The organism is Bradyrhizobium canariense, assembly GCF_018130465.1.
Taxonomy (GTDB): domain Bacteria; phylum Pseudomonadota; class Alphaproteobacteria; order Rhizobiales; family Xanthobacteraceae; genus Bradyrhizobium; species Bradyrhizobium canariense_C.
Genome location: NZ_JAFCKJ010000011.1, coordinates 97,025 through 122,667, shown reverse-complemented (window position 1 = coordinate 122,667; position 25,643 = coordinate 97,025). Strand labels below are relative to the sequence as shown.

The 25,643-nt window shown below is 63.2% G+C and carries 26 protein-coding genes; 13 read left to right on the top strand and 13 right to left on the bottom strand.

Going from position 1 to position 25,643, the window contains the following annotated elements:
* Window positions 1-62 precede the first annotated feature (62 nt).
* The 3 genes from JQ591_RS25980 (at window position 63) to JQ591_RS25970 (ending at window position 1,962) form a co-directional block, all read left to right on the top strand.
* Complete coding sequence (locus tag JQ591_RS25980; RefSeq protein ID WP_211398852.1) at window positions 63-815, top strand: hypothetical protein; 753 nt, start codon at window positions 63-65, stop codon at window positions 813-815.
* 60 nt (window positions 816-875) lie between these two features.
* Window positions 876-1,544 carry a hypothetical protein gene (locus JQ591_RS25975; RefSeq protein ID WP_211398851.1) on the top strand — a complete coding sequence of 223 codons (669 nt, stop codon included), beginning with the start codon at window positions 876-878 and terminating at the stop codon, window positions 1,542-1,544.
* Between the two features lie 85 nt (window positions 1,545-1,629).
* Window positions 1,630-1,962 carry a GIY-YIG nuclease family protein gene (locus JQ591_RS25970; protein WP_211398850.1) on the top strand — a complete coding sequence of 111 codons (333 nt, stop codon included), beginning with the start codon at window positions 1,630-1,632 and terminating at the stop codon, window positions 1,960-1,962.
* Window positions 1,963-1,987: 25 nt separating this feature from the next.
* On the opposite strand, the gene JQ591_RS25965 is transcribed toward JQ591_RS25970, so the two are convergent.
* From JQ591_RS25965 to petA, 5 genes are all read right to left on the bottom strand, one after another.
* Window positions 1,988-2,527 carry an adenine phosphoribosyltransferase gene (locus JQ591_RS25965; protein WP_007595035.1) on the bottom strand — a complete coding sequence of 180 codons (540 nt, stop codon included), beginning with the start codon at window positions 2,525-2,527 and terminating at the stop codon, window positions 1,988-1,990.
* A gap of 8 nt (window positions 2,528-2,535) precedes the next feature.
* Window positions 2,536-4,701, bottom strand: a complete 2,166-nt coding sequence (locus JQ591_RS25960; protein ID WP_211398849.1) for an anthranilate synthase component I — start codon at window positions 4,699-4,701, stop codon at window positions 2,536-2,538.
* A 310-nt stretch (window positions 4,702-5,011) separates the two neighbouring features.
* Window positions 5,012-5,686 (bottom strand): dienelactone hydrolase family protein, encoded by a 675-nt coding sequence (locus JQ591_RS25955; protein WP_211398848.1) that lies wholly within the window; start codon window positions 5,684-5,686, stop codon window positions 5,012-5,014.
* A 242-nt stretch (window positions 5,687-5,928) separates the two neighbouring features.
* Entirely contained in the window at window positions 5,929-7,992 is a 2,064-nt protein-coding gene (fbcH, locus tag JQ591_RS25950; protein WP_211398847.1) for a cytochrome b/c1, read from the bottom strand.
* 62 nt (window positions 7,993-8,054) lie between these two features.
* Window positions 8,055-8,585 (bottom strand): ubiquinol-cytochrome c reductase iron-sulfur subunit, encoded by a 531-nt coding sequence (gene petA, locus JQ591_RS25945; RefSeq protein ID WP_026232845.1) that lies wholly within the window; start codon window positions 8,583-8,585, stop codon window positions 8,055-8,057.
* 278 nt (window positions 8,586-8,863) lie between these two features.
* Here petA and JQ591_RS25940 point away from each other — a divergent pair, with 278 nt between their 5' ends.
* The 6 genes from JQ591_RS25940 (at window position 8,864) to JQ591_RS25915 (ending at window position 12,581) form a co-directional block, all read left to right on the top strand.
* A complete protein-coding gene (locus tag JQ591_RS25940) occupies window positions 8,864-9,322 on the top strand; it encodes a tRNA (cytidine(34)-2'-O)-methyltransferase (protein ID WP_211398846.1) in 459 nt (152 codons plus the stop codon).
* Between the two features lie 18 nt (window positions 9,323-9,340).
* Entirely contained in the window at window positions 9,341-9,973 is a 633-nt protein-coding gene (gene queE / locus JQ591_RS25935) for a 7-carboxy-7-deazaguanine synthase (RefSeq protein ID WP_211398845.1), read from the top strand.
* 17 nt (window positions 9,974-9,990) lie between these two features.
* The gene (locus tag JQ591_RS25930; RefSeq protein WP_211398940.1) at window positions 9,991-10,356 is read left to right on the top strand and encodes a 6-pyruvoyl trahydropterin synthase family protein; all 366 of its coding nucleotides are present in this window, start codon (window positions 9,991-9,993) and stop codon (window positions 10,354-10,356) included.
* A 16-nt stretch (window positions 10,357-10,372) separates the two neighbouring features.
* Window positions 10,373-11,260 carry an oxygen-dependent coproporphyrinogen oxidase gene (hemF, locus tag JQ591_RS25925; RefSeq protein WP_211398939.1) on the top strand — a complete coding sequence of 296 codons (888 nt, stop codon included), beginning with the start codon at window positions 10,373-10,375 and terminating at the stop codon, window positions 11,258-11,260.
* Window positions 11,257-12,003 carry an HAD family hydrolase gene (locus JQ591_RS25920; RefSeq protein ID WP_433995216.1) on the top strand — a complete coding sequence of 249 codons (747 nt, stop codon included), beginning with the start codon at window positions 11,257-11,259 and terminating at the stop codon, window positions 12,001-12,003. The genes hemF and JQ591_RS25920 overlap by 4 nt, the downstream gene beginning before the upstream one ends.
* 371 nt (window positions 12,004-12,374) lie before the next feature.
* On the top strand, window positions 12,375-12,581 hold the full coding sequence (locus JQ591_RS25915; protein WP_211398843.1) for a YodC family protein: 207 nt from the start codon (window positions 12,375-12,377) through the stop codon (window positions 12,579-12,581).
* 113 nt (window positions 12,582-12,694) lie between these two features.
* On the opposite strand, the gene JQ591_RS25910 is transcribed toward JQ591_RS25915, so the two are convergent.
* Together JQ591_RS25910 and JQ591_RS25905 are read right to left on the bottom strand one after the other, a co-directional pair.
* A complete protein-coding gene (locus JQ591_RS25910; RefSeq protein WP_211398842.1) occupies window positions 12,695-13,768 on the bottom strand; it encodes a TauD/TfdA family dioxygenase in 1,074 nt (357 codons plus the stop codon).
* A gap of 137 nt (window positions 13,769-13,905) precedes the next feature.
* Window positions 13,906-14,082, bottom strand: a complete 177-nt coding sequence (locus JQ591_RS25905) for a hypothetical protein (RefSeq protein ID WP_211398841.1) — start codon at window positions 14,080-14,082, stop codon at window positions 13,906-13,908.
* A gap of 650 nt (window positions 14,083-14,732) precedes the next feature.
* Between JQ591_RS25905 and JQ591_RS25900 the strand changes: the two genes are divergently transcribed.
* Window positions 14,733-15,839, top strand: a complete 1,107-nt coding sequence (locus tag JQ591_RS25900) for a substrate-binding protein (RefSeq protein WP_249137708.1) — start codon at window positions 14,733-14,735, stop codon at window positions 15,837-15,839.
* A 31-nt stretch (window positions 15,840-15,870) separates the two neighbouring features.
* Window positions 15,871-17,376 (top strand): adenylate/guanylate cyclase domain-containing protein, encoded by a 1,506-nt coding sequence (locus JQ591_RS25895; RefSeq protein ID WP_211398840.1) that lies wholly within the window; start codon window positions 15,871-15,873, stop codon window positions 17,374-17,376.
* Window positions 17,377-17,561: 185 nt separating this feature from the next.
* Here JQ591_RS25895 and JQ591_RS25890 read toward each other — a convergent pair whose 3' ends face one another.
* Complete coding sequence (locus JQ591_RS25890; RefSeq protein WP_211398839.1) at window positions 17,562-18,929, bottom strand: ABC transporter substrate-binding protein; 1,368 nt, start codon at window positions 18,927-18,929, stop codon at window positions 17,562-17,564.
* A 201-nt stretch (window positions 18,930-19,130) separates the two neighbouring features.
* Between JQ591_RS25890 and JQ591_RS25885 the strand changes: the two genes are divergently transcribed.
* Window positions 19,131-21,329: a PAS domain S-box protein gene (locus tag JQ591_RS25885; protein ID WP_211398838.1), complete on the top strand. Its 2,199-nt coding sequence runs from the start codon at window positions 19,131-19,133 to the stop codon at window positions 21,327-21,329.
* Window positions 21,330-21,591: 262 nt separating this feature from the next.
* Entirely contained in the window at window positions 21,592-21,774 is a 183-nt protein-coding gene (locus JQ591_RS25880) for a hypothetical protein (RefSeq protein ID WP_211398837.1), read from the top strand.
* A 155-nt stretch (window positions 21,775-21,929) separates the two neighbouring features.
* On the opposite strand, the gene JQ591_RS25875 is transcribed toward JQ591_RS25880, so the two are convergent.
* Genes JQ591_RS25875 through JQ591_RS25855 form a run of 5 tightly spaced genes read right to left on the bottom strand, consistent with a single transcriptional unit; the run spans window position 21,930 to window position 25,502 of the window.
* Window positions 21,930-22,700, bottom strand: coding sequence for a sulfite exporter TauE/SafE family protein (locus JQ591_RS25875; RefSeq protein ID WP_211398836.1), 771 nt, complete (start codon window positions 22,698-22,700; stop codon window positions 21,930-21,932).
* On the bottom strand, window positions 22,697-23,953 hold the full coding sequence (locus JQ591_RS25870; RefSeq protein WP_211398835.1) for a CCA tRNA nucleotidyltransferase: 1,257 nt from the start codon (window positions 23,951-23,953) through the stop codon (window positions 22,697-22,699). Before JQ591_RS25870 ends, JQ591_RS25875 begins: the two co-directional genes overlap by 4 nt.
* A gap of 9 nt (window positions 23,954-23,962) precedes the next feature.
* Complete coding sequence (locus tag JQ591_RS25865; RefSeq protein ID WP_211398834.1) at window positions 23,963-24,226, bottom strand: DUF6111 family protein; 264 nt, start codon at window positions 24,224-24,226, stop codon at window positions 23,963-23,965.
* The gene (locus tag JQ591_RS25860) at window positions 24,223-24,894 is read right to left on the bottom strand and encodes a CoA pyrophosphatase (protein ID WP_211398833.1); all 672 of its coding nucleotides are present in this window, start codon (window positions 24,892-24,894) and stop codon (window positions 24,223-24,225) included. Before JQ591_RS25860 ends, JQ591_RS25865 begins: the two co-directional genes overlap by 4 nt.
* Entirely contained in the window at window positions 24,891-25,502 is a 612-nt protein-coding gene (locus tag JQ591_RS25855; protein ID WP_211398832.1) for a DUF1285 domain-containing protein, read from the bottom strand. Before JQ591_RS25855 ends, JQ591_RS25860 begins: the two co-directional genes overlap by 4 nt.
* Between the last annotated feature and the right edge of the window lie 141 nt (window positions 25,503-25,643).

Genomic DNA, 25,643 nt, shown 5'->3' with positions numbered 1-25,643 from the left:
CATCGATTTGGGGCCCGGCCGATTGCGATCTCGCGATCGGGGCCGCGCGTTAGGGGACAGCAATGGCAAAGCCGGCAGTGGTTGTGGTGGGCGCAGACAAGGGCGGGGTCGGCAAGACCACCGTGTCGCGCACCTTGCTCGATTATTTTTCCGCCAACAACGTGCCGACGCGCGCCTTCGACACCGAATCGCCGCGCGGAACCCTGAAGCGCTTCCACCCTGACATCACCGAGATCGTCGACATGACGACGACGTCGGATCAGATGAAGATCTTCGATACCCTCAACGCGTCGAGCCCATCGGTCACCGTGATCGACGTCCGCGCCGGCCTGCTCTCGCCGGCACTCGCCTCCTTGCGCGACATCGGCTTCCTCGACGCCGCCAAGGCGGGCCAGATCACCTTCGCCGTGTTCCATATTCTCGGGCCCTCGATCGCCTCGCTGGACGAGATCGCCGAGACCGCGGGCTTCATGGGCGGGGCAAAATATTTCCTGGTGAAGAACTTCATCAACGACACCCAGTTCTTCCAGTGGGACCAGGCGACTTACCAATCGTATTTCAACCGCATCAAGGACGCGACCGAGCTGACCATCCCCAAGCTCAACGAAATGGCCTATGAGCAGGTCGAGGTGTCCTCCGTCCCGTTCCTGAAATTCGTCGCCAACAAGGGCATCCACGACGAAGCCGCGAACTATTCGTTCGTGCTGCGCGGCTATGTCCGGCATTGGCTGGCGAACGTCTGGAGCGAATTCGACCGGATCCGGCTGACCGACATTGTCGGCTCCAAGCCCGTCACCCGCAACAGCGAAAAATAGTTGCGCAAGCCGGGCGGATACGGCTGGATTGGTCGCCAAGTTCGACTGATATAGCTATCGATGCCCGCGACGCCCCTCTACATCATTTGCTCGCCCCGCCCGCAGGTCGGCAAGACCCTGCTGGCGCGGCTTTTGAGCGAATTTTTGCTGCTCAAGAACGGCAACGTCGCGGCCTTCGACGTCAACCTGAAGGAGCCGTCGCTGCTCGACTATCTGCCAAAGATCACGGAGACCGCCGACGTGATCGACACCTATGGCAAGATGCAGCTGATGGATCGCGTCATCGTCGATGACGGGCTTGCCAAGGTGATCGACCTCGGCTTCCACGCCTTTGACGAGTTCTTCAAGATGGCCGACGAGATCGGCCTGTTGAAAGAGGCTGCGCGCCGCCACGTCGCGCCGATGATCCTGTTCGTCGCCGACACCGATCGCGTCTCGGCCCGCGCCCACGAGATGCTGCGCGAACAGATCCCGCGGATCAACCTGATCACGGTGGACAACGAGCACATCGTGCGCGGCGAGCTGCCGGCCGCAATGGCCGGCGGCCGGCTGTTGCGCCTGCCGGCGCTGCCCGGCTTCCTGAAGACCTATATCGACCGGCTGAACTTCTCCTTCACCGGCTATCTGCGCCAGGAGAGGGACGCCTCGACCGAGCTGCACCAGTGGACCCGGCGCAATTACCTCGCCTTCCGCGAGCTCGAACTCAGCCTGATCCTGCAACGGTCCTGAATATTTTACCCGGATAATATTGACGCCGAGCGGTCCTGCGGTTACTGAGTTTACGCACCAGCGTTCCTCAGCAAGGCCCTTCACCGTGACCATCGACCGGAAAGCAGCGATCGCCGCCTACAAGGAGCGGAAGACCATTGCGGGCATCTACGTCGTCCGCTGCCCGGCGTCGGGCGAGGCCTGGGTCGGCCAAGCCCCGAACCTCGAGACAATCCAGAACCGCATCTGGTTCTCGCTGCGCCAGGGTAGCCACACCTGCCGTAGCCTCCAGGCTGCGTGGAACACGCATGGCGAGGCAGGCCTGACACTCGGCGAATGCGAGCGGCTGGCAGACGAGGCGAGCGACTATGTTAGGAATGCGCTGCTCAAAGAGCGCATGCTGCATTGGCTGTCGGAGCTGAGGGCCGAGCCGATCTGAACGTCGCCAGCGGCGCCGTTGCCGCTCAGTGTCCCTCGAACGTCATCAGCGTGCGCACCGGCACGTCCATCGCGCGCAGCTTGGCGGCGCCGCCGAGATCCGGCAGGTCGATGATGAAGCAGGCGGCGACCACATTGGCGCCGATCTGGCGCAGCAATTTCACCGCGCCTTCCGCGGTGCCGCCGGTGGCGATGAGGTCGTCGACCAGGATCACGCGCTCGCCGGGCTGGATGGCGTCGACATGCATCTCCATCTCGTCGATGCCGTATTCGAGAGAGTAAGCGATGCGCACCGTGGTGTGCGGCAGCTTGCCTTTTTTCCGGATCGGCACGAAGCCGGCCGAAACCTGGTGCGCCACCGCGCCGCCGATGATGAAGCCGCGCGCTTCCATGCCGGCGACCTTGTCGATCTTGTTGCCGGCCCAGGGATTGACGAGTTCGTCGACCGCGCGGCGGAACGCACGCGCATCTGCGAGCAGCGTGGTGATGTCGCGGAACAAGATCCCGGGTTTCGGGTAGTCCGGGATGGTGCGGACGCTCGCTTTCAGATCGTGGTCAAAAGTCATTGTGCCTCTCAATCAGCGCGCGCATCCAGGCGGAACGCGTTCTCGACAATTCGTAAGCCCACCTCGCCGCTCAGCGACATCAGCGATTCCGGATGGAATTGCACGCCGGCGACAGGCAGGCTCTTGTGCTCCAGCGCCATGGCGACGCCGTCCTCGGTGCTGGCGGTGACGGATAGCACCTCCGGCATGCTGTCGCGCTCGACATAGAGCGAGTGATAGCGACCGATCACGATCTCGTTCGGCAGATTGCGCATCAGGCGCCCGCCGCGGACCTGCACCCGCGAGGGCCGGCCGTGGGCGGGATGGGTGAGCTGCCCGAGCTCGCCGCCGAAATATTCGCCGATCGCCTGGACGCCGAGGCAGACGCCGAACACCGGCAGCTTGTTCTCCAGCGCCGCGTCGATCGTCTTCTTGATGCCGAAATCCTCAGGCCTGCCGGGGCCAGGCGACAGCACGAGCAAATCCCAACGCTTCTGCTTCAGCATGTCGAGCGCATGCACATGGCGAACCACGGTGACGTCGGCGCCGACCTGGCGGAAATAGTCTGCCAGCATGTGCACAAAGCTGTCGTCATGGTCGATCAGCAGCACCCGCTTGCCGCTTCCGGTCGCATCGGGCGCGAAGGCCGACAGCGGCTTCGGCGGATCACCGCGCAGCGCCTGGAACAGGGCCGCGGCCTTGACCTGGCACTCGCGGTCCTCGGCGGCGGGATCGGAGTCGAACAAACAAGTGGCGCCGACACGCACTTCCGCGAGGCCTTCCTTCATCCGGATGGTGCGGATGGTGAGGCCGGTGTTGATGCTGCCGTCGAAATTCACCGCCCCAATCGCGCCGGCATACCAGCGGCGCGGCGAGCGCTCGTGATCCTCGACGAACTGCATCGCCCAGAGCTTTGGCGCGCCGGTGACGGTGACGGCCCAGGCATGGGTGAGGAACGCATCGAGCGCGTCGAAGCCCGGACGCAGCATGCCCTCGACATGGTCGACGGTGTGGAAGAGTTTTGAATAGGTCTCGATCTGGCGGCGCGCCAGCACCTTGATCGTGCCGGGAACGCAGACGCGCGCCTTGTCGTTGCGGTCGACGTCAGTGCACATGTTGAGCTCGAACTCGTCCTTCTCGGAGTTCAGGAGCTGGCGGATCTGCTCGGCATCGCCGATCGCATCGGTGCCGCGTGCGATCGTACCCGAGATCGGGCAGGTCTCGACCCGGCGTCCGTCCGAGCGCACGAACATTTCCGGCGAGGCCGAGACGAGAAACTCGCCCTCACCGAGATTCATCAGCGCGCCGTAGGGCGACGGGTTGATGACGCAGAGCCGCTGGAAGACTTCGGCCGGCGAGCGGTCGCAGGGCTCGGCGAAGAGCTGCCCCGGCACCGCCTCGAACAGATCGCCACGCGCAAAGGCCGCGCGCGCGGTCTCGACCGTGGCCTGATATTCGCCGGGCGCGTGATCGGCAAAACCCTGGCGCGGTGTCTTGAGGTACGGGCTCTCGGCAGTCTCGTGCGGCAAGCCCGCGGTGGACTTGCCCTTCCACGCGAAATCGTAGGTGAGCACAACGCCGCGGCCGGTGGCGCGGTCATAGGCGAGCAGGCGATCGGGGACGTAGAGCACGATGTCGCGCTGGTCGCTCTCTCGCGCGCGCTTCTGCACGAGGTCCTCGATCTGGAACACGAGGTCGTAGGCGAAGGCGCCGAACAGGCCGAGCACCCCGTCGTCATTAGCGGAGAAAGCGGTGACGAGATCGCGCACCAGAGACATCACGCTGGCGCGCCGCGTGCGCTGGTCTTCGTCGATCGGGGCCTCGCCGCGGATGATATGACCGGCCAGGCGCGTGGGCGTCTTCTCGGAGATCACGACGCAGGGCTCGCGCAAGACGTCCGCAAGGAAGGCGATCAGTACCTCCCCGCGCGCGTTCAGCGCTTCCAGCTTGAAATTGACGCCAGTGGTCTCGAGCTTGAGCGGCGGATCGGAGAAGCCGAGGTCAAAACTCTCGTAGCGCCCGGGCACGGTCGTACCCGACGACAGCACCACGCCGCGGCGACGGTCGAGCAGGTTGACGAGGTCGTCGAGCCGGTTGGCGCCGCCGGAAAACTGTTCCGCCACGCGCGTGATCGCAAGCCCCGCGCGGGTCACATAGTCGCTTCGAGCCGGAAGGGCAAAGACGGTCCTGTTCATGGGGTCCTCTTACGAAACTTGTCGAGGGAACGCCACACAGGACAAACGATCAGGCCGCCGCACTGCGTGGGCGACCTCAGACGATTTTGGGAGAATAAATCGCACCGGCCACCTCTTAGGAGGTGCGCCACCAAAGACGGGATGGGCGGACGGCGGTGCTCATGAGCGGATACACACCATGGCGCGGGGACGGCGTCAAGGGTGGGCCGCCGGGTGCTGGTGGGTCCTTAGTCGGACCATCAATTTCGACCGTCGTCCCGGCGAAGGCCGGGACGACACTGACATTGTGGCGCGACTAGCGGCACCACACTCACCCCAGATGCTTCCGGAAAAACTCCGTCGCCCTGCTCCAGGCGAGTTCGGCGGCTTCGCGGTCGTGGACGGCCTGGCGCTGCTCGTTGACGAAGGCGTGCTCGGCGTCATAGCGGAACAGCTCCAGCGACTTGCCGGCGGCCTTCATGGCCTTTTCGAAGCCGTTGACCAGCTCCGGCGTGCACCAATCGTCCTTGTTGGCGAAGTGGGCCTGGAGCGGGATCTTGACGTCGGCGGGCTTGGCCGCCTGCTCGGGCGGAATGCCGTAGAACACGACACCGGCCGCGAGCTCCGGAACATGCACCGAGCCGATGATGGTGACGGCGCCGCCGAGGCAGAAGCCGGTGAGGCCGACCTTGGCGCCGTTGCGTGACAGATATTGCGTGGCGCCGCGCACGGTCTGCGTGGTGGCGTCCATGAAATCGAGCGAGTTCATCTCTTTGCCGGCGGCGTCGGTGTCGTGATACGGCACCACCTTGCCCTTGTAGAGATCCGGCGCGAGCGCGTCGAAACCGGCCAGCGCAAAGCGGTCGCAGAGGCCCTTGATCTGGTCCGACAGGCCCCACCATTCCTGGATCACGACCACGCCTGGCGCGTTGCCGCGCGCGGCGTTGGCGAGATAGCCCGATGCGTCCTTGCCGTCCGGGCGCTTGAACGTGATGGCGGTTCCCATGGTGTCCTCCGACGAGTTTTTGGGGGAGCGGTTGGCGGCATTTTGGCGTTTGAGCGGGCGATAGGCAATCCACACTCGCGTCATTCCGGGGCGCACGCAGTGCGAACCCGGAATCTCGAGATTCTCAGGTGCGCAAGTGCGCACCGTAGTTCGATGCTTACGCATCGCCCCGGAATGACGGAGGGTCGTGCCCAACAAAAAGGCCCCCTTGCGGGGGCCTCTTCATTCTCGCCTCAGGCCGCTCAGTGCGAGTCGGCCCAGACCTTCTTTTTGGTGAAGTACATCAGGCCGGCGAAGATGATCAGGAAGATGAACACCTGGAAGCCCATGCGCTTGCGCGCTTCCATGTGCGGTTCGGCGGTCCACATCAGGAACGTGGTGACGTCCTTGGAATATTGCGCGACCGTGGTCGGCGAGCCGTCGTCATAGGTCACCTGGCCGTCGCTGAGCGGCTTCGGCATCTTGATGGCGTGGCCCGGGAAGTACTTGTTGTAGTAGGAGCCCTCCGGGATGGTCACGCCTTCCGGCACCTTGTCCTCGAACCCCTGGAGCACCGCCGAGACGTAGTCCGGGCCCTGCTCCTGGTACTGGGTGAAGAAGTCGACGATGAACATCGGGAAGCCGCGGCCGTAGGAACGGGCCTTGGTGATCAGCGACAGATCCGGCGGCGCCGCGCCGCCATTCGCTGCACGCGCGGCCTGCTCGTTCGGGAAGGGCGAGGGGAAATAGTCCGCCGGCCGGCCAGGACGCTCGAACATGTCGCCGGCGTCGTTCGGACCGTCCTTGACCTTGTAGTCCGACGCGAAGGCCGCCGCCTGCGCCACCGAATAGCCTGGGCCGCCGGCTTCCGCGAGGTTGCGGAAGGCGATGTAGGACAGGCCGTGGCAGCTCGAGCAGACCTCCTTGTAGACCTTCAGGCCGCGCTGGAGCGTGCCGCGATCATAATGGCCGAAAGGGCCGGCAAACGACCATTTGTTGCCCGGCGGCTTGTCGCTGCCTTCGTTGGCGCGGGCATCCTGCAGGCTGCCGAAGAACAGCGCGCCGGCGGCGACCAGCATGACCGCGACGGAAGCCACGGCCTTGCCGCTCTTGGCGAGGATCGCCTCCGAGATCGAGTTCGGCACCGGCCGCGGCTTCTCGATGCGTGAGAGCAGCGGCAGCACGATCAGGAAGTAGGCGAAGTAGCAGAACGTCAGGACCCGGCCGGCGATCACATAGATGCCTTCCGGCGGCTGCGCGCCGAGATAGCCGAGCAGGATGCAGACCGCGACGAAGATCCAGAAGAACTGCTTGGCCAGCGGACGGTACTTCGACGACTTCGTCCTGGCGGCGTCGAGCCAGGGCAGGAAGCACAGGATGATGATCGCCGAGAACATCCCGATCACGCCCGCGAGCTTGTTCGGGATCGAGCGCAGGATCGCGTAGAACGGCAGGTAATACCATTCCGGCACGATGTGCGGCGGCGTCACGCCCGGATTCGCCGGAATGTAGTTGTCGGCGTCGCCGAGATAGTTCGGCATGTAGAAGATGAACCAGGCATAGAGCAGCATGAAGCACGCAACGCCGAACCCGTCCTTGATGGTCGCATGCGGCGTGAACGGAACCGTGTCCTTTTCCGTCTTCGGCTCGACACCGTCGGGGTTGTTCTGGCCGGCGACATGCAGCGCCCAGACGTGGAGCACGACGACGCCCGCGATCACGAACGGCAGCAGATAGTGCAGCGAGAAGAAGCGATTCAGCGTCGGGTTGCCGACCGAATAGCCGCCCCACAGCAGCGTCACGATGCTCTCGCCGACATAGGGAATGGCGGAGAACAAATTGGTGATGACGGTGGCGCCCCAGAAGCTCATCTGGCCCCACGGCAGCACATAACCCATGAAGCCGGTCGCCATCATCAGGAGGTAGATGATGACGCCGAGGATCCACAGCACCTCGCGCGGCTCCTTGTAGGAGCCGTAATAGAGGCCGCGCAGCATGTGGACGTAGACCGCGAAGAAGAACATCGACGCGCCGCAGGCGTGCATGTTGCGCAGCAGCCAGCCGTAATTGACGTCACGGACGAGCAGCTCGACCGACTTGAAGGCGAGGTCGGCATGCGGCGTGTAGTGCATCGCCAGGATCACGCCGGTCAGGATCTGCATCCCCAGCATGAAGGAGAGGATGGCGCCGAAGGTCCACCAATAGTTCAGGTTGCGCGGGGTGGGATAGACGACGAAGGAGGAATGGACGAGACCGATGATCGGCAGACGTCGCTCGATCCATTGCAGGGCCGGATTGCTCGGCTGGTAGTCGGATGGTCCGCTCATGATGCGATCCTGAGGAAATATAACGACGAGACGGCGCGAAGCTTCGGACGCGGGTCCGAAACTCAGCCGATCTGGATTTTGGTGTCGGAAACGAACTGGTACGGCGGCACCGGCAGGTTCGCGGGCGCGGGCCCCTGGCGGATGCGGCCGGACGAATCGTACTGCGAACCATGGCAGGGGCAGAAGAACCCGTCGTAATTGCCTTCATGGGCGATCGGGATGCAGCCGAGATGGGTGCAGATGCCGATCACGACCAGCCATTGCTCATGGCCGGACTTGACTCGGGCCTCGTCGGACTGCGGATCGGGCAGGCTCGCCACGTTGACGGCGCGCGCCTCGTCGATCTGCTTCTTGGTGCGGTGGCTGATATAGATCGGCTTGCCGCGCCAGAACACCTTGATGTCCTGCCCCTCGGCGACCGGGCTGAGATCGACCTCAATCGGCGCACCGGCGGCGATGGTCGACGCATCAGGATTCATCTGGGAGATGAAGGGCCAGAGCGCGGCTGCGCCCCCTACTGCTGCAGCTGCCCCCGTTGCAACGAATAAGAAATCACGGCGTGTCGGATGGTCCGCCGAAGACGCTGTCGTCACGATTCCAACCCTTTCTTCTTATGCAGCCGGCGGAACCGCTCCAGGAGCCCCCAAGGTCCCCGGAACAGCCTGCCGGCGCCCGCGGCCCCCCGCGGCGGCAGAACTTCACGTGTCCCCACCAAAACAAGGCGAAAACAGCAGTCCAGAATCGTTCTATTGGCACCCTTGCCGGGCGAGCGCAAGCCCGCTATCGGCGCGGGAGCGTGCAATGCACGAATTCCGCGGCCAGCGATGTTTTATTGAGACATTTCCGGCCCGCATCGAACCCGGCACAGCCCATGCAGATAGCACTTTTCCAACCCGACATCCCCCAGAACACCGGCACGATTCTCAGGCTCTGCGCCTGTCTGGGCGTGGCCGCCCATATCATCGAACCGGCGGGCTTCCCCGTCTCCGACCGCCATTTCCGCCGGGCGGGAATGGATTACCTCGATCAGGTCAGCATCGTCAGGCACGACTCCTGGTCGAAATTCGAGCAATGGCGCGCGGCCCAGGGCAGCCGCCTGCTGCTGTTCACCACCAAAGGGGCGACCGACTACCGCGATTTCCGTTACCAGACGGCGGACATCCTGCTATTCGGGCGCGAGAGCGCCGGCGTCACCGAGGCGGTGGTCGAGGCCGCGGACGCGCGGCTGGTGATCCCGATCGCTCCGGGGCTGCGGTCGCTCAATGTCGCCATGACCGCGGCGATGGCCGCAGGCGAAGCGCTGCGGCAGATCCGGAACCCGCAAGTTTGATATGTTGAGGAGAGAAGGTTGAGTTACGCGGTCAAGGAAATCTTCCTGACCCTGCAAGGCGAAGGCGCCCATGCCGGGCGCGCGTCCGTATTTTGCCGTTTTGCCGGCTGCAATCTCTGGAGCGGGCGCGAGACGGACCGCAGCGAGGCAATCTGCAAATTCTGCGACACCGATTTCGTCGGCACCGACGGCACGCTCGGCGGCCGCTATGCCTCGGCCGCGGAACTCGCCGGCACCATCGCCGCGCAATGGACAGCCTCCACCGACAACCGTTACGTGGTGCTCACCGGCGGCGAGCCGCTGCTCCAGGTCGATGCCGCGCTGGTCGACGCGCTCCATGCACGCGGCTTCGAGATCGGGGTCGAGACCAACGGCACGATCGCCCCGCCCGAGGGGCTCGACTGGATCTGCGTCAGCCCGAAGGGCGGCAGCGATCTGGTGATCCGGCGCGGCCACGAGCTGAAGCTGGTCTATCCGCAGCCGCTCGCCGCGCCGGAAGCCTTCGCGGGCCTCGCCTTCGAGCGCTTCTCGCTGCAGCCGATGGACGGGCCCGAGGTCGCCCAAAACACCGCGCGCGCCATCGACTATTGCCTGAATCATCCGCAATGGCGGCTCAGCGTGCAGACGCATAAGTCGCTTGGCATCAGATAGGATTGGTTTTCGAACAGATGTGGGAATTGACGAAATCGTTCCGCTTCGAGGCCGCGCACTCATTGTCGGGAACGACGTTTGGCGCGGCCAGCGAAGAGATCCACGGCCACTCCTTCCGCGCCGAGGTGACGTTGCGCGGCACGCCGGACCCTGCGACCGGCATGGTGGTCGATCTCGGCCTGGTCCAGCGCGCCATCGAGGACGTGCGCGTGACGCTGGACCATAAGTACCTCAACAAGATCGAGGCACTCGGCACACCGACGCTGGAAAACCTCTCGCGCTTCGTCTGGGAGCGGCTGGCCCATATCGGCAAGCTCACCCGCGTCAGCATCCACCGCGACAGTTGCAACGAGAGCTGCACCTATTATGGCCCGCAGGGCTGACGGAATGGCATCCACGATGGACCCGAGCTTGATCGAAGACCGCAAGTCCCGCGCGCGCACCTGGTTCGAAGCCTTGCGCGACGACATCTGCGCAAGCTTCGAGCGGCTGGAGGACGATGCCCCCGAGAGCCTTTATCCGGGCGAGGCCGGCCGCTTCAAACGCACGCCCTGGCAACGCACCGATCATACCGGCGCGGCCGGCGGCGGCGGCGTGATGTCGATGATGTCAGGCCGCCTGTTCGAGAAGGTCGGCGTGCACTGCTCCACCGTACACGGCGAATTCGCGCCCGAGTTTCGCGCGCAGATTCCCGGTGCGGCGGACGACCCGAAGTTCTGGGCCTCCGGCATCTCGCTGATCGCGCATCTGCGCAATCCGCACGTGCCGGCGGTGCACATGAACACGCGCTTCGTCGTCACCACCAAAGCCTGGTTCGGCGGCGGCGCCGATCTCACGCCGGTGCTCGACCGCCGGCGCACGCAGGACGATGCCGACAGCGTCGCCTTCCACGCCGCGATGAAACAGGCCTGCGCGCAGCCGAACGGCATCGCCGATTACGACAAGTACAAGAAGTGGTGCGACGAGTACTTCCATCTGCCGCACCGCAAAGAGGCGCGCGGCATCGGCGGCATCTTCTACGACTGGCACGACAGCGGCGACTGGGACGCCGACCTCGCCTTCACCCGGGATGTCGGCCGCGCCTTCCTGAAGATCTATCCCGACATCGTGCGGCGCAATTTCGCGACAAGCTGGACCGCGGAGGATCGCGAGGAGCAATTGATCCGGCGCGGCCGCTATGTCGAGTTCAACCTGCTCTACGACCGCGGCACCATCTTCGGTCTCAAGACCGGCGGCAATGTGGATTCGATCCTGTCGTCGCTGCCGCCAGAGGTGAAATGGCCATGACGACGACGAAGCCCGCAACGAGGCCGCTGCCGCGCGCCATGCTGATCGACATGGACGACACCATCCTGTCGGCCTATGGCCGGCCCGAGATCGCCTGGAACACGATCACAGCGGAGTTCGCCGAGGAGCTTGCGCCGCTGCCGCCGCAACTGGTCGCAAGCACCGTCCTGTCCTTCGCGAAGAATTTCTGGGCCAATGCGGACGCCTCGTGGCGGATGAAGCTCGCCGAGGCCCGGCATCTCACCGTCAAGGGCGGCTTCGCCGCGCTCGCGGCCGCCGGCCACCGCGCCCTGCCCGACGATCTGGCCATTCGCCTCGCCGACCGCTTCACCACCTATCGCGAGGAGGAGATGTTCGTCTTCCCCGGCGCGCATGACGCCATCGACAGGCTCAAGGCGCTCGGCGTCAAGCTCGCGCTGGTGACCAACGGCGCCGCCGACACCCAGCGCGCCAAGGTCGAGCGCTTCGAGCTGGCGCACCGCTTTCACCACATCCAGATCGAGGGCGAGCACGGCTTCGGCAAGCCTGAGGAGCGCGCCTATCTGCACGCGATGGAGGCGCTCGGCGTCACCGCGAAAGACACCTGGATGATCGGCGACAATCTGGAATGGGAGGTCGTGACGCCGCAGCGCCTCGGCATCTATGCGATCTGGATCGACGTGCATGACGATGGCCTGCCCGAAGGCTCGACCGTGAAGCCCGACCGCATCATCCGCTCGCTGAGCGAACTGGTGCCGGGCTGACTGCAATCAGGGTGCGTAAACAAAAACATCGAAAACAACCCCATGCACAGTAGACGGCCGCAGCAAAATCAAGGACTTGCGGCAAACGCAAACTGCGGATCTGACGAAATCATTTGCTCCGTCGGGCAAAACAGGCGCATGGTGTCATCGTCGCAGCGCATGGGACGGAAAGCCCTTGCGCCATCCATCGAACAGGCGCCATTGCCTCTCGTCATGGGACCGCTCCGGCTTAAAGCTCCCTGATCGGCGTTTCAGCAGTCCGGCCAGCGGATGCGCACTACCGCAACATATCCACCAGTCCCACAGCCCGTGATCGGCGTGTCATGCCGGTTTGCTAGCTTCTCCCGTCAATCAACCCAAGAGGACCATCCATGGAACTAAAAGCCGGCGATATCGTCATGCTGAAATCCGGCGGACAGCCGCTCACCGTCGCGGACGTGAAGGGCGACGACGTGACCTGTCTCTGGATGGGCGCGGAAGGCGATCTGTTTCGCGAGACGCTGCCGCTCGCGGTGCTCGAGCACCTGGAAGAGCTCGACGACGAAGACGAGGATGAAGACGACGAAGACGAGGAGTAAGCGCGGCTAAGGCCGCGTCCTGGTTGGATTGGAGCACTCGGCTCCGCCCAACCCGATGTCCGCTTCTCTGCCAATCTTGGCACGAGAGCGGACATCGCTGAATGCTTCGAACGTCAATCCAACGGGACGTTCAAACTGGTACCTTTGGTAATAATGCCGCCGCGGTTGCCAATCTCAATCGAGCCATAGCGCTGTTTGAAACAATCGGGCAGCGGCCGGTCGCCTTCCATGCTGAGCCAAAGGCGCAACAAATGACGCTTTTGGCCTGCATCGGGCCAATCGCGGAATCCGGTCCGGTCATGCAACAGTGCATGATTATAAACGAACTGCATGTCACCCGGTTGAAGCCGCATGCCCAAATGCAGCGTGGGATCATTTGCGAGCGCGTCAAAGAGATCGAGCGCCTCGAGGTGAGCCGGCGTCAGTCTCGGCGCATCGGGAAAGCGCTGCGCGCTATCGATATACTGGCGCTGATAGAACCCGGTCAGGAACCCCGCATGCCAATTCAGCACCGGGATTTCAAGATATGGCTTTTCGTTCTCCGGCACCTCGCCGCGCCGGTCCGTCGCGATCGGATCAAACAAGAGAGCGGCAAGGTCGGGACGCCTGTCAAACATCTCGTTGTAGATTGTCGTCGTACTGACAAGGAGAGAATCCCCTCCCTCCATCGCCTCGCGAATGCATAACAATCCAACCACGTCGGACGAATCCGTGTGAAATGTTTGCCGCTCCGAAGTTTGATAAATTCGGGTGTTCGGATCTTTCGCATCGGCCCGTGTGTCACGGACGTGACCGAGAATGTGGCCCGCCGCATTCTGAGACCGCGCCGATCCAAGATGCGCGCCCACTCCGCAAAATATCGTAGCGGCAAACTCCTGACTATATTTTGCCACCAGGAGGCCGCGTATGACTTCGAAGCCCAAGCCGACCAGGAGCTCCTTCTTGAGTTCTTCCAGGTGCGCGCCGAGATGAGGAAGCGGAAAGCTTTCCTTTGTGATCTCGGCGATTCCAATGCCTCTGCCAAGATACGTTTCAGCCGCGCCTTCAAGCTCGGCGATCTCGCCGGCGGCAAGGGATATCAACCATCGATCAGGATTGGTTTTCATCTCAGCACCCTGCCAGGCAGACGGGATATCGACCTTCCCGGGAGGGCGATTGATCCCGCCGGGCACTGAGACCATATTCATCGTGCTGGCTCCCGAGAGGATTGGACGTCAGAAATGGAAGTTGCCGCAGAGAAAAACCGCCCTAGGCCGGCTAGTCTCGCTCTCTGCTTAAAGGAACTTCGAAGCAATCAAACCAGCCGCGGGTGACCATGCGAACGTCACGCAACGCGCCAATTTCCCTTGTGAATATCGAACTTCACGGCGCCGTCGTCGCGCATCTTCAGCAGGAGCGATTGGCAATCGTCCTGATTCTTTATGTTCACGCGCTTCATGATTTCGAAAGTCTTCAGAGGCTTTTCGCGAAGGGCAATTAGAATCTTTTCTCGATCAGTCATTGGGGTTCCTTATCGGCATCGGCGACGGTACTCGTTGTACAGATCGTCTGCAACGACTGCGTTCGCTCGACGAGGTCCGTTCCGGTTCAAAACCTGAGAACTCAGCTTGCGCACATTTAGTCTGCTCCGCCCCATCAAGCGGCCCTCAATGGAACGCGTCGCCACTTCGCCGACGGGCCAACAGCGGTCGTATGTCGTTCGCGCCGGATACGCGCGCGAAGGTCGCTGATCATGATCTCGATTAGCGCTTTCCCGCACAATCGCGAGCTTGCCTGGACCGGCCGATCAGTTGCCACTCTCGATCCAGCAGCGGGAAAGTGTTCAAGTCTGTTCTCGCGGCAAATCGTTCGGGCGCACGCTTTGCTTGCTTGCATACAAGGCGGTATCGAAGATACATTGGGGCGCGTTGTCGCAGAATATGGAATTGAGTGCCCGCACGGGCAGCTCGACGCACCGACTTTTTTATCGTGCTTGCCGTTGCGACTGAATTGATCACTGTTCAATGCGCTGCGCTCTTGCGTGCCGGCGATGCAGGTTGCCGATACCGCTTCTCGACGAGCGGACGGCATTTTTTTGGCCCGAAACGCGCCATGTGGGCACACAGCTCATGAGAGGTGTCTGCCATGACACAAGCGTCCATCAAAGTCGGCATGATCGCGGAAGAGACGGGAGCACTTTCGTTCATGGGCCGCGCCAACGCCAACGTGGCAAGGATGGTGGTTGACGAGATCAACGCCAATGGCGGCCTGCTGGGACGGAAGATCGAGCTTTATCTCGAGGACGGCGCAACGACCGACGCGGTCGCGCAGGCCAAGGCGGCCAAGCTTGTTTCGCAGGACAAGGTGGATGTGATCTTCGGCGGCATCTACAGCTCCACTCGGCAAGCCATCAAGGGCCCCGCCGTCGTAAAGGGCAGGACGCTCTACATCTACCCCGAACAATACGAAGGGCAGGAATGCGACCCGCTGATCTTCTGCACCGGCCCGGTGCCGGCGCAGCAGCTCGATCCGCTCATTCCCTGGCTGATGCGCAAGACCGGTGCCAAAACATTCTACCTGCCGTCCGCAGACTATATCTGGCCGCGCGTGATGAACGAAAGGGTCCGCCAGCTCGTCACCGCCAATGGCGGCAGCATCGTCGGCGAGGAATACTATCCCCTCGATCACATGGAGTACGACGCGACAGTTGGGAGGATCATGTCCAGCGGCGCGGAAGTGGTGTTCAATACCATCGTTCCTCCTGGGGTAGTGCCCTTCTTCGCGCAACTCCATAACGCCGGTTTTCAGAGCCGCGGCGGGCAGCTGATCTGCACCTATTTCGACGAGAACCTGCTCGGCCTGCTGCTCGCGCCGCATGTGGAAGGCCTCTACGGCTGCCTCGACTTCTACCAGAACGTCAGCGATCCCTTCAGCAAGACGCTGCTCGGCGCGTACGATAAGCGCTATCCCGGCAGAGAGCAGTTTACGGGCGGCAGCGCCTGCTCCGGTCTCTATCGTGGGATGATGCTCTGGGCGGCGGCAGTGAACGAGGCCGGCTCGCTGCGCCAGGAGGACGTCATCGCGGCGCTCGATCACGCAAGGATCGCCGAGGGGCCGGGCGGTCCGGCGGAAATGGTTCCCGGCCAGCACCACGTCCGCATGAACATGTACATCGCCCAGGCGAAGAACGGCTGTTTCGAGATCGTCGAGAACCTAGGGGCCATCGGCCCGGACGAGGCGACGGTGCCGTCCGCCCGGAACTCGGCCGGGGACCGATAGCGTAGTCAGCCCGTCAACTAGGAGGCATGAGATGAATGTCCCGTCTGCGGTCAACGAGAGTCTCCTGAGCCAGCGACTCGGGGCGCTCGGGTCGGTAAGAAGCTGGGCACCGAATGTCCTCCCGAAGCTTGAACGCTTCATCCGTACCGCCGACGACTATGATCTCTTTCGCATCAACCCTATCCAATACAGCGGCCTCGGAGACCTATCCGAGGCGGACGCGATAGAGCTGTTCGTGCACGCCGCCAAGGTAGGCCTGTTCGAGATGGACTGGCTGCTCATGTGCGCCTATTGCCCCCAGATCGCCGGCAGTTTTCGCGAGCTCGACCAGGTCCATCCACGCTTTCAGTGCGCGTTCTGCAACGCGACCAACGATGTGGCGCTGGACGACTACATCCAGGTCACCTTTACGGTCTCGAGCGGCGTGCGCGACATCATATTCCGCCATCCCGAAATGCTGTCTGTCGAGGATTTTTACCTACGCTACAATTTTTCGAAGGGCTTCATCGCTCCGCACGGGATGACGCACCAGCAGCTCGTTGCCGCGCTCTCACGGGGCTTCGCCGATATCGAGGGCCATGAGCACCGCAGCTTCGACTTCGAGGTCACGGCTGGCCGTTTCGAGGTGCTGGATTTGAGCCACAAACTCCTTCTGGTCTTCTTCGTGAACGGCGAGCCGGCAGAACCGCAAGGGACGCTGGTCCAGCTCGAGTCCGGCCGTTTTCTGCTGCCGGATCGCCCCACGGCCCCGAGAGAGATGGTCCTCGGCGACGGACGTTTTTCGTTCCGGCAGACGGCCGATCTCAGCCCAGGCAAGCACACCATCGGGATCGAGAACCGCACCGGCGATCGCGGTCGCTTCTGGTTCGTCCAGTATCCCTTCGGTTTCGCGCCCCATCTGGTCGAATATAAACCGTTTCTTTCCGGTAAGCGGTTGCTGCTCACCCCGAGCTTCCGCGAACTCTACAAGGCGCAGCTGGTGGATGAGGGCGAGAGCATCAAGGTCTCGGACATGACTTTCCTGTTCACCGACCTGAAGCAGTCGACTCCGCTGTACGAAAGCGTTGGAGACGTGAACGCGTATTTTTTGGTTCGACAACACTTCGAGATATTGAACAGGATCATTGGGGAGAGATCCGGCACCATTATTAAGACGATTGGCGACGCGGTCATGGCCGGGTTCGAACGTCCCCAGGACGCCGTTTGCGCCTCCATCGAGATGATCGAGGAGCTGTCGCGGTTCAACCGGACCGCTTCGCGGCCGCTAGGCCTCAAGGTCGGTGTTCATAAAGGTCGGGCGATTGCGGTGACGCTCAATGACCGGATCGACTATTTCGGACAGGACGTGAATATCGCCGCACGCGTGCAAGGTCTCGCCGATGTCAACGAAGTTTGCATCAGTGCAACGGTGATCGAGGCGCCGGGCGTCGGCGACATCGTCAATTCACGCTCGGTGTCGCGCAAATACGAGAACCTGAAGGGCATCGGTCAAAAGGTGGAAGTCCATCGCATAGCAATCACGCCGACGCAGACATAAACGACCGCGGTACTGCCGCAAGGCGAAGACCGGCGGTTCCTCCACGACAGCCGAAATCGGCCGCTCTGGGTCGCACCGCTGTCAGCCACAGTCGGCAATCAGGTCCGCCGCCCATCGGGCAGCCGACGTTGATCACGCCCTACTCGCGCGAGCCATGACGCGCGTACCCCCTCGGGACGGCTCCCTTATCCGCGGATCGCGGCATTGGCCTTTTCAGCCGCGGCGATCATTGCATCCTTTGCCGATCTGACTCCGGACACGACTTCATTAACGCCAATCATGAAGACATCCTGGATGGGTCTCGATTGCGGGTGGAAAAGGATTGCCTTGGCGCGATCGACATCGGCCTTTTGCAAGTTGCTCAGTGCTGCCTCGGCGGCTTGCCGGCCGAACGCGTTATTGAAAGCCTCGCTCGACCAGGCCGACAGCCGGGTGGTTGCCAGTCCCGCAGCTGCGGTCCGCAACGAGGTCGGCTTGCTCGTTGCCCATAGCAGGAATAGGAAAGCGGCCTGCTTGTTCTTTGATTTGGAATTGATGCACGCCTGCCAGTGCGACATGAAGGGGACGGGTTCGCGGCCGGGGAGATGCGGAAAGGCTGCAAACCCCGCCTGCTTGGAGACATGGCTCTTCGCTGGATTGGAGATGTCGGTCGCAAAGTTGCTGCTGTCGATCGCCATTGCTGTCCTGCCCTGCAGGAAATCGTCCAGCACCTGGTACCATTCATAGCTGCCGACCCCGATAGGCCCGGCCTCGCGGAGCAGCCGTCCGTACATGTCGACGGCCGCAATCGCCTCAGGGCTCGCGAAAGCGGCCCTATTGTCCTTGATCATGGCGCCACCGTAAGAGAACACGAAAGCCATGGCCGCTGGGGTGGAATTGCCGCCCGCCTGAGCTCGCATCGCGATTCCCGATATCGCATCGGTCTTGACTGCCCTGGCGGTCGCGAGCAGTTCGTCGAAAGTCTGGGGAGCCGGCAAGTCCTTGGCTGTCAACATTTCGCTGTTGAGGAACAGGGTCATCGCCTCGGACGTGATCGTAAAGCCGTACCTCTCGCCATCCGGCCACAGCGAGAAAGTCCGGGCGGTCTTGAGAAGATCGCGCTCGTCATACCAAGGAAGATCGGTCAGCGACTTCTTGGAATAATAAGCGTTCAGCGGCTCGAGCCATCCTCCGGAGATGCCCTGGCCGTACGTGGCGAACATGCAAACGTCAGGTGTACTGCTGCCGCGTGCGAGCCTGATCGGTATCGCGCTCAGGTATGTGGTTTCCGGTGCAAAGTCGGTCACGACGTTGATGCCGGTGAGCTTGGTGAAATCCGGCAACAGCGGCGTGATCGCATTGGACCAGGGATGGATCGCACCTGCGAGCGTGATCGTCTGCCCCGCAAACTGCTTCCAGTCGATTGCGGCGCTGGCATAGGCCTGGTCATCCACGGCCAAGCTCGTGCGCGGTAACATGGTGAAGGCCGGCAAGACTGCTCCCGCAGCGCCCAATCCCTTGACGAAGCTGCGCCGACTGACGGGCGCGCGACCGCTTGATGAGCTTCCATCCATGATGGTGCTCCCGTAGCTATGGCATTCACAGGATGCGAAGCTGAGCCATATCCGTCAGTTCGCGCCATTGCGAAGCCGGGATGCGCGGCCGGGAATGTTGGGTTCCCGCTCCCGCGCCAACGCGCATGTGCTATCGTTGCGCATGCGCTGCCCGCTATTCTATCACGCGACCGCCGGGCGGTCACCGAAGACACGAAGCCGATGCCAGCTTTTGCTCGGAGCCACTTTTCGCGATGGTTTGCGCGACCGCTGATCCCTGTGATTGCAGCGCTTCTGACGTTGTCCGCGGTGACCGGATTTCTCGGTCTCCAAAGCTGGCGTGACGGCGAGGCGATCAATCTCTCGCTCGAGCACAGCGGCCAGGTCATTGACACCCTTGATCGGCTTCGGACGATCATCGTCGACCTGGAGACTGAAAGGCGCGGGTATCTGCTCACCCTCGACCCGGCTTATCTCAAGGCTTACGGCGTCTCGGACGAAAGCGTACGACGGGAGACCGAGGCGCTCCAGACTCTGGTCGCAAACGATCCGTTACAGAGTTTTCGCGCCGGACATCTAGCTCTGATCATTTCAGAAAAGCTGCGTGAGATCGACGACCTCGTCAAAACGGCGGCCCGCGTATCCGGGCAGGCGGCCCAGGCAATGATCCGCGGCATGGACGATATCCGATTGCAAATCGACCTGTTGCAGGACGTTGAGCGTTTTCAGCTCGTGGGTTGGGAGAAGCGCGCCGGGGAACTCGAACGACGCAGGACGCGGCTTACCCTCGCAGCCGGCGTCATCGGCACCGTCCTGGTGGGGACCGCGATGGCGCTCGCGCGGATCGAGGCGAAGCGGCGGCGAAAGGCGACCGAGGAGAATGTGCAGCTCCACAGCGATCTCCTGGAGCGCGACAGGATGATTCGACGCCTCGTCGACTCCAACATCATAGGGGTCATGATCTGGAACCTCGAAGGTTGCATACTTGAGGCCAATGACGCGTTTCTGCGTATCGTGGGTTACGACCGCGAGGATCTCGCCGCGAGACGCCTGCACCGTACGATGCTGACGCCGCCGGAATGGCGCGACCTCGACGCACGTAACATTGCGGAGCTGGAGCTGATCGGGACCCTCGCGCCGTTCGAGAAGGAGTATTTGCGTAAAGACGGAAGCCGCGTGTCCGTGCTAATCGGCGGGGCGATGTTCGAAGAGGGTTCAAATCAAGGCGTTGGCTTCATCCTTGATTTGACCGAGCGCAAGCGGGCGGAAGAGGCGTTGCGCCAGAGTGAGGAGCGCTTTCGCACCCTCGTGCAATTCTCCTTCGACGTGTACTGGGAGACCGACGCGCAGCATCGCTTTACCCGCCAGGAATTCGCGGAGAGCCTTGTCGACGCGCCGGCGGCGGACTCGGAGATCGGTAAGACGCGCTGGGAAGTGCCTTACCTGGAGCCTGACGCAGAGACCTGGCGCAAGCACCGGGAAACGCTCGATGCCCATTCGTCGTTCCGTGATTTTGAGCTCGCTAGACCGGCCCGCGACGGCAGCAAGCGCTATGTGTCCGTCTCGGGGCTGCCGGTGTTCGATAAGACCGGGTGCTTCGTCGGTTACCGCGGCGTCGGGCGGCACATCACCGAACGCAAGCGAGCCGAAGAGGCCTTGCGCTCTGCGCAGGCGGAGCTCGCGCACGCCAATCGCGTCACCATGATGGGGCAGCTCGCGGCCTCGATCGCCCATGAAGTCAGCCAGCCGATCACCGCGATGGTCACCAACGCCGAGGCCGGATTGTCCTGGCTGGCTGCCCAGCCGCCGAATCTGGAGCAGGTCCGGCAGATGTTCGATTGTATCGTCAGCGACGGTCTGCGAGCCGGCGATGTAATCGGGCGGATCCGGGCCCTGGTGAAGAAGGCGCCTCAACAGAGGGTAGCGTTGGAGATCAACGCGGTGGTACTTGAGGTCATCGCCCTGACCCGTCTCGAAGCGGCCAAGAATGGCGTCCTGGTGCGGACGCAACTTGCGGAGGGCTTTCCACCGATTCAAGCGGATCGGGTCCAGGTTCAACAGGTGATCCTCAACCTGATCATCAATGCAGTCGAGGCGATGGGCGGAATGGGCGATGGGGTGCGGGAGCTGCTGATCAGCACCGGCAGAAATGCCTCGAACGGCGTATTCGTCAGCGTGCGGGATTCTGGTCCGGGACTAGACCCGAAGACGATGGACCGCCTCTTCGACCCCTTCTTCACCACAAAATCCAAGGGCATGGGCATGGGTCTGGCCATCTGCCATTCGATCATCGAGGCGCACGGCGGACGGATGTGGGCTGGCGCAAATGAACCTAGGGGCGCCATCTTTCAGTTCACGCTGCCTGTAGAACCAGACGAAACTGTTCCCTCCGGACACGTCGCCCCCATGTCGGCGGTATAAGACTGCAGGACCGCGGAGCGAACGACTGTTCTCGGCGGCAGAAGCCCGGCTGTGATCGCCAGCGGCTCAGAACGTCGGCTAAGGGTCAATCGCGCTGCGTTGGATACGTCTCGATGATGTCCGGTCTTGCTCCAACCGCCGCGGAGCCGCGCGAGCACGTCATCTTTCTTCGGGCCATTAGCCGAACTTGCCTACCGCCCGTTTAGCTAGCGTTAGCGCTTGATGTTGCAGAACTGGCACGTGTCGACCGCCCGGGAGCGCTATGAACCGTACAAAACAGACGTTGGCTTTAGTTGGCTCGGCGCTGTCGATGACCGCCATTGCGGGCGCAACTTACTTTCTGTTTTGGCATAAGAGCCTGACGGCAACTCTTGCCTTTGTGGCTATCGTCCCGGTCTTTCTCATTATCGCGCTCGGCCTACTGAAGTTGGCTCGCCGTAGGTGAGCACTTGCCCCATGTCGCTTCAGGGTCATAAGCCGCCGATGATGGCCAAGCCGGGCGACTTCCGGGTTTGGGTATGGCAGCCGACGTCTACAAGAACACGCCTTAGGAGGTTCGGTCCGCGGTCCACGCGCGAGTGCCAATTGGGCCAGTGGCATCTACGCGATGAGTTGCCTCGCCGCAGCCGAGATCATCACGAGGCCGCCGGTGATGACCGCGACGTCGAGGATCACGGTGTGGATGTGCACCGGCATCCGCTCGACAAAGGCTTTGGCGAGGAACGCGCCGGGGATGGCGATCCCCCCGATCAACAGCGCAAAGGCGAGCACCTGCGCAGTGACCGCGCCGGCGAGGCCGAACACCGAGATCTTGATGAGGCCGGTGCCGAGCGAGATCATTGCGTCGGTCGCGATCACGGCGGCGCCCTCGAGCCCCGCGGCCATCAGCAGCGACAGCAGGATCACGCCGGAGCCCGAAGTGCCCCCGACCAGCACGCCATAGCCGACCGAGCCGGCCGCGAGACCGGTGTCGCCGATCCTGACCTGGCGGCGGCGGAGCACGCGGCGCAGCGGCACGCTCAGGATCAGCATGGAGCCGATCACCAGCGCCGCGCCGGCATTGGTCAATCGCGTATAGCCGTAGGCGCCGAGCGCCGTCGTCAGCGCGGCGCAGGCGAGCACGATCAGCGCGCGGCGGCGGTCGGCATAACGCAGATAGGCGATCGCGCGGCTCGAATTGGTGAAGATCGCTGAGATCGCGATGATCGGCACCACAGGCTCGGCGCCGACCAGCGGCACCAGCACCAGCGGCATCAGGGCGCCGGTGCCGTAGCCGGCGAGACCACCGATGATCGAAGCAAACAACGCCATCAACGCGACCAGCAGGAGCTGAAAGATCGAGATGTCGGCAAAGCCTGAGACGATGGTCACGTTCTCTCATCGCGGCTGACGCGTGCCGCTGCTTGATCGGCGATGGAAGCGAGTGCGGCTTCCTCTAGGGGAAAATCCGCCGCAAGCCAAGCGTCCTCGGCGAGCGTCAACACACGCCCGAGCGCGGGCCCTTCCGCCATGCCGCGCGCGATGAAATCGGCGGCGCGAAGCGGAAATTTCGGCGCAGTCCAGCGCTGCGGCAGCTCGGCGAGCGCACGCCATCGCGACGAGCCGACGTCACCGCCGGCTCTCGCCCAGCCCAGCAACACGCGATCGTGATAGCGCTCCGCACCGAGCCGGTAGAGCAGCCGCCGCGCATCGGCTTCGTCCTTGGTGGCCAAGCGCCACCAGCGGTGCCCCATCGAATCCAGCGCCTTGGTCTCCGCATTGGAGAGCCTCAAGCGCGTGGCGACGCGCTTGGCGTCTTCGGTCACCGCGACCGTCAGCGCGGCGAGCCGCCGCGTGCTGCTCGCGGTGAGGCCGAGCTCGCGCTCGATCGCGATCATCGCCGAGAGCGGCCCGGTATAGGCGACGCCGCCGGTCAGCGCTTGCAGCAATCCGCCATCCGCCATGGCGAGCGCGGCGGCAGACGCGCCGCCCGCCACCAGCAGCTTCAGCATCTCCATGCGCAGCCGCTCGGCCGACAGGCCCGCGAGACCGGCGCGGCCGCGGATGCAGGCGAGATAGCCGTCGCGGTCGGGATCGCCGGCGCCAAAGGCGGCGTGGATGCGGAAGAAGCGCAGGATGCGCAGGAAATCCTCGGCGATGCGCTGGTCGGGATCGCCGATGAAGCGCACGCGCCGCGCGGCCGCATCCGCGATGCCTCCGACGTAATCGTGGACGACACCGTCAGCATCGACCGAGAGCCCGTTCATCGTGAAGTCGCGGCGCTCGGCGTCCTTGACCCAGTCGCGGCCGAACGCGACCTTGGCCTTGCGGCCGAAGGTCTCGGTATCCTCGCGCAGCGTCGTGACTTCGTAAGGTTGCCCGTCGATGACGAGCGTGACGGTGCCGTGGTCGATGCCGGTCGGGACGCCCTTGATGCCGGCGCTCTTGGCGCGCCGCATCACCTCGTGCGGGAGCGCCGTGGTCGCGATGTCGATGTCACCGGGCACGAGGCCGAGCAGTGCGTTGCGCACGGCGCCGCCGACAACCCGCGCCTCCTCACCATCCGCGTTGAGCAATTGAAGGACGCGCGCGGTCCCGCCCGAGGTCAGCCAGGGCGCATCGGCAAGCATGGGCTCCGCGCTCATCGGCCAGCCCTATCTTTCCACGCCCGGCACGAGCTTGCCGTTCTCGATATGGGCGGGGACATAGGTCGAATCCGGCGCGGCACCGGAGAAATGCGCAAACCCGATCAGCCCTGCGATCACCAGCACGAGCGCCGCCAGGGCAAGGCGCGCCACGACAATGACCGGCCATGATGATTGCACGAACAGGCCGGAACGGCTGGCGGCCAGGAACAACGCATAGACGGCAAAGGGAACGAGGAAAATTCCGATCTCGGTCAGGACCGGGCGGATCATGATGAATAGATCCGCTCATAGAGCACACGCAGCATGCCGGCCGTCGCGCCCCAGATGTAGCGTTCAGCAAACGGCATCGCGTAGTAGGACCGCTCCATGCCGCGGAATTCCTTGCTGTGCACCTGGTGGTTGGCCGGGTTCATCAGGAACGATAGCGGCACTTCGAACGCATCATCAACCTCGGAATGGTTGATCGTCAGCTCGAAACCCGGCCGCACCCTGGCAACCGTCGGCAGGATGCGAAAGCCGAAGGCGGTGCCGTAGAGATCGAGATAGCCGATCGGCTCGACGAAGTCGCGCGACAGCCCGACCTCCTCCTCGGCCTCGCGCAGCGCCGCATCGAGCGGCGAGGAGTCGGTCGCGTCGATCTTGCCGCCGGGAAAGGCGATCTGGCCGGCATGGTCGTTCAGATGCGCCGACCGCTGCGTCAGGAGGATGGTCGGCTCGGGATGATCGACCACCGCGATCAAAACCGCCGCCGGCCGCACCGGCTGCTCGCGCGCGATGATCTCGAGCATCTTGTCGGTGCCGGGATCGCCGGAGGCCGGAATGATGTTGGGATCGTAGAGGCCGGGCGGAACGTCGAAGCCGAGCCGAGCCGTGGAGCGGGCGAAGAAATCGGCCGCTCCGATCACGGCGGGATCGTTCCTCGGGATAGGCTTGTTCAAAGCGCGGCCCTCACCTGCTCCGCATCGGCCATGGCGAAGAATTCGCCGGCCGATTCGACACCGAACATCGGCTGGCCATCGACCATCCGCTCCTCACCCATGTCAACCAGATCGTAATAGAGCGCACGGGTGACCTTGGCCCAGAGCTCGGCGCGGACATGCAGATAGGGCGTCAGCCCGCCGTCCCTGGCCTGCTCGAAGCGCAGCCGGTGCGCGCCATCGCAGGTGACCCAGTCGTCGACATTGGTGCGGAAGCGGAGCACGCGATGGTTGTCCTCACCGTCCTTCTGCATCTCGACCGCCATGAACGGCGCGTCGTCGACGCGAATGCCGACCTTCTCCACCGGCGTGACGAGGAAATGCTTGTCGCCTTCACGCTTGAGGATGGTCGAGAACAGGCGAACCAAGGCATGACGGCCGATTGGCGTCCCCAAATAGAACCAAGTACCATCGGAAGCGATTCGAATGTCGAGATCGCCGCAAAACGGCGGATTCCACAAATGCACCGGAGGCAGGCCCTTTTTGGCGCCTTCGGTATCGGCAGCAGTTTTGGCGGCGGCAGTCAGCCCCTCAAGACCGCGATCGGCGCTCTGCCCTTGGTTCGCCATGGTTTGCCCTGACTCTGTCATTTGGCACGTTTGGTGCAAGCCTGAATTGTAAGTCTACGCTGTATGCCGGTGCACGGTTCCACCCCGGATTAGTCCGGTGTGGAGGTCGCCACTTCGTGATGCCCTACATACCCTTAAGCC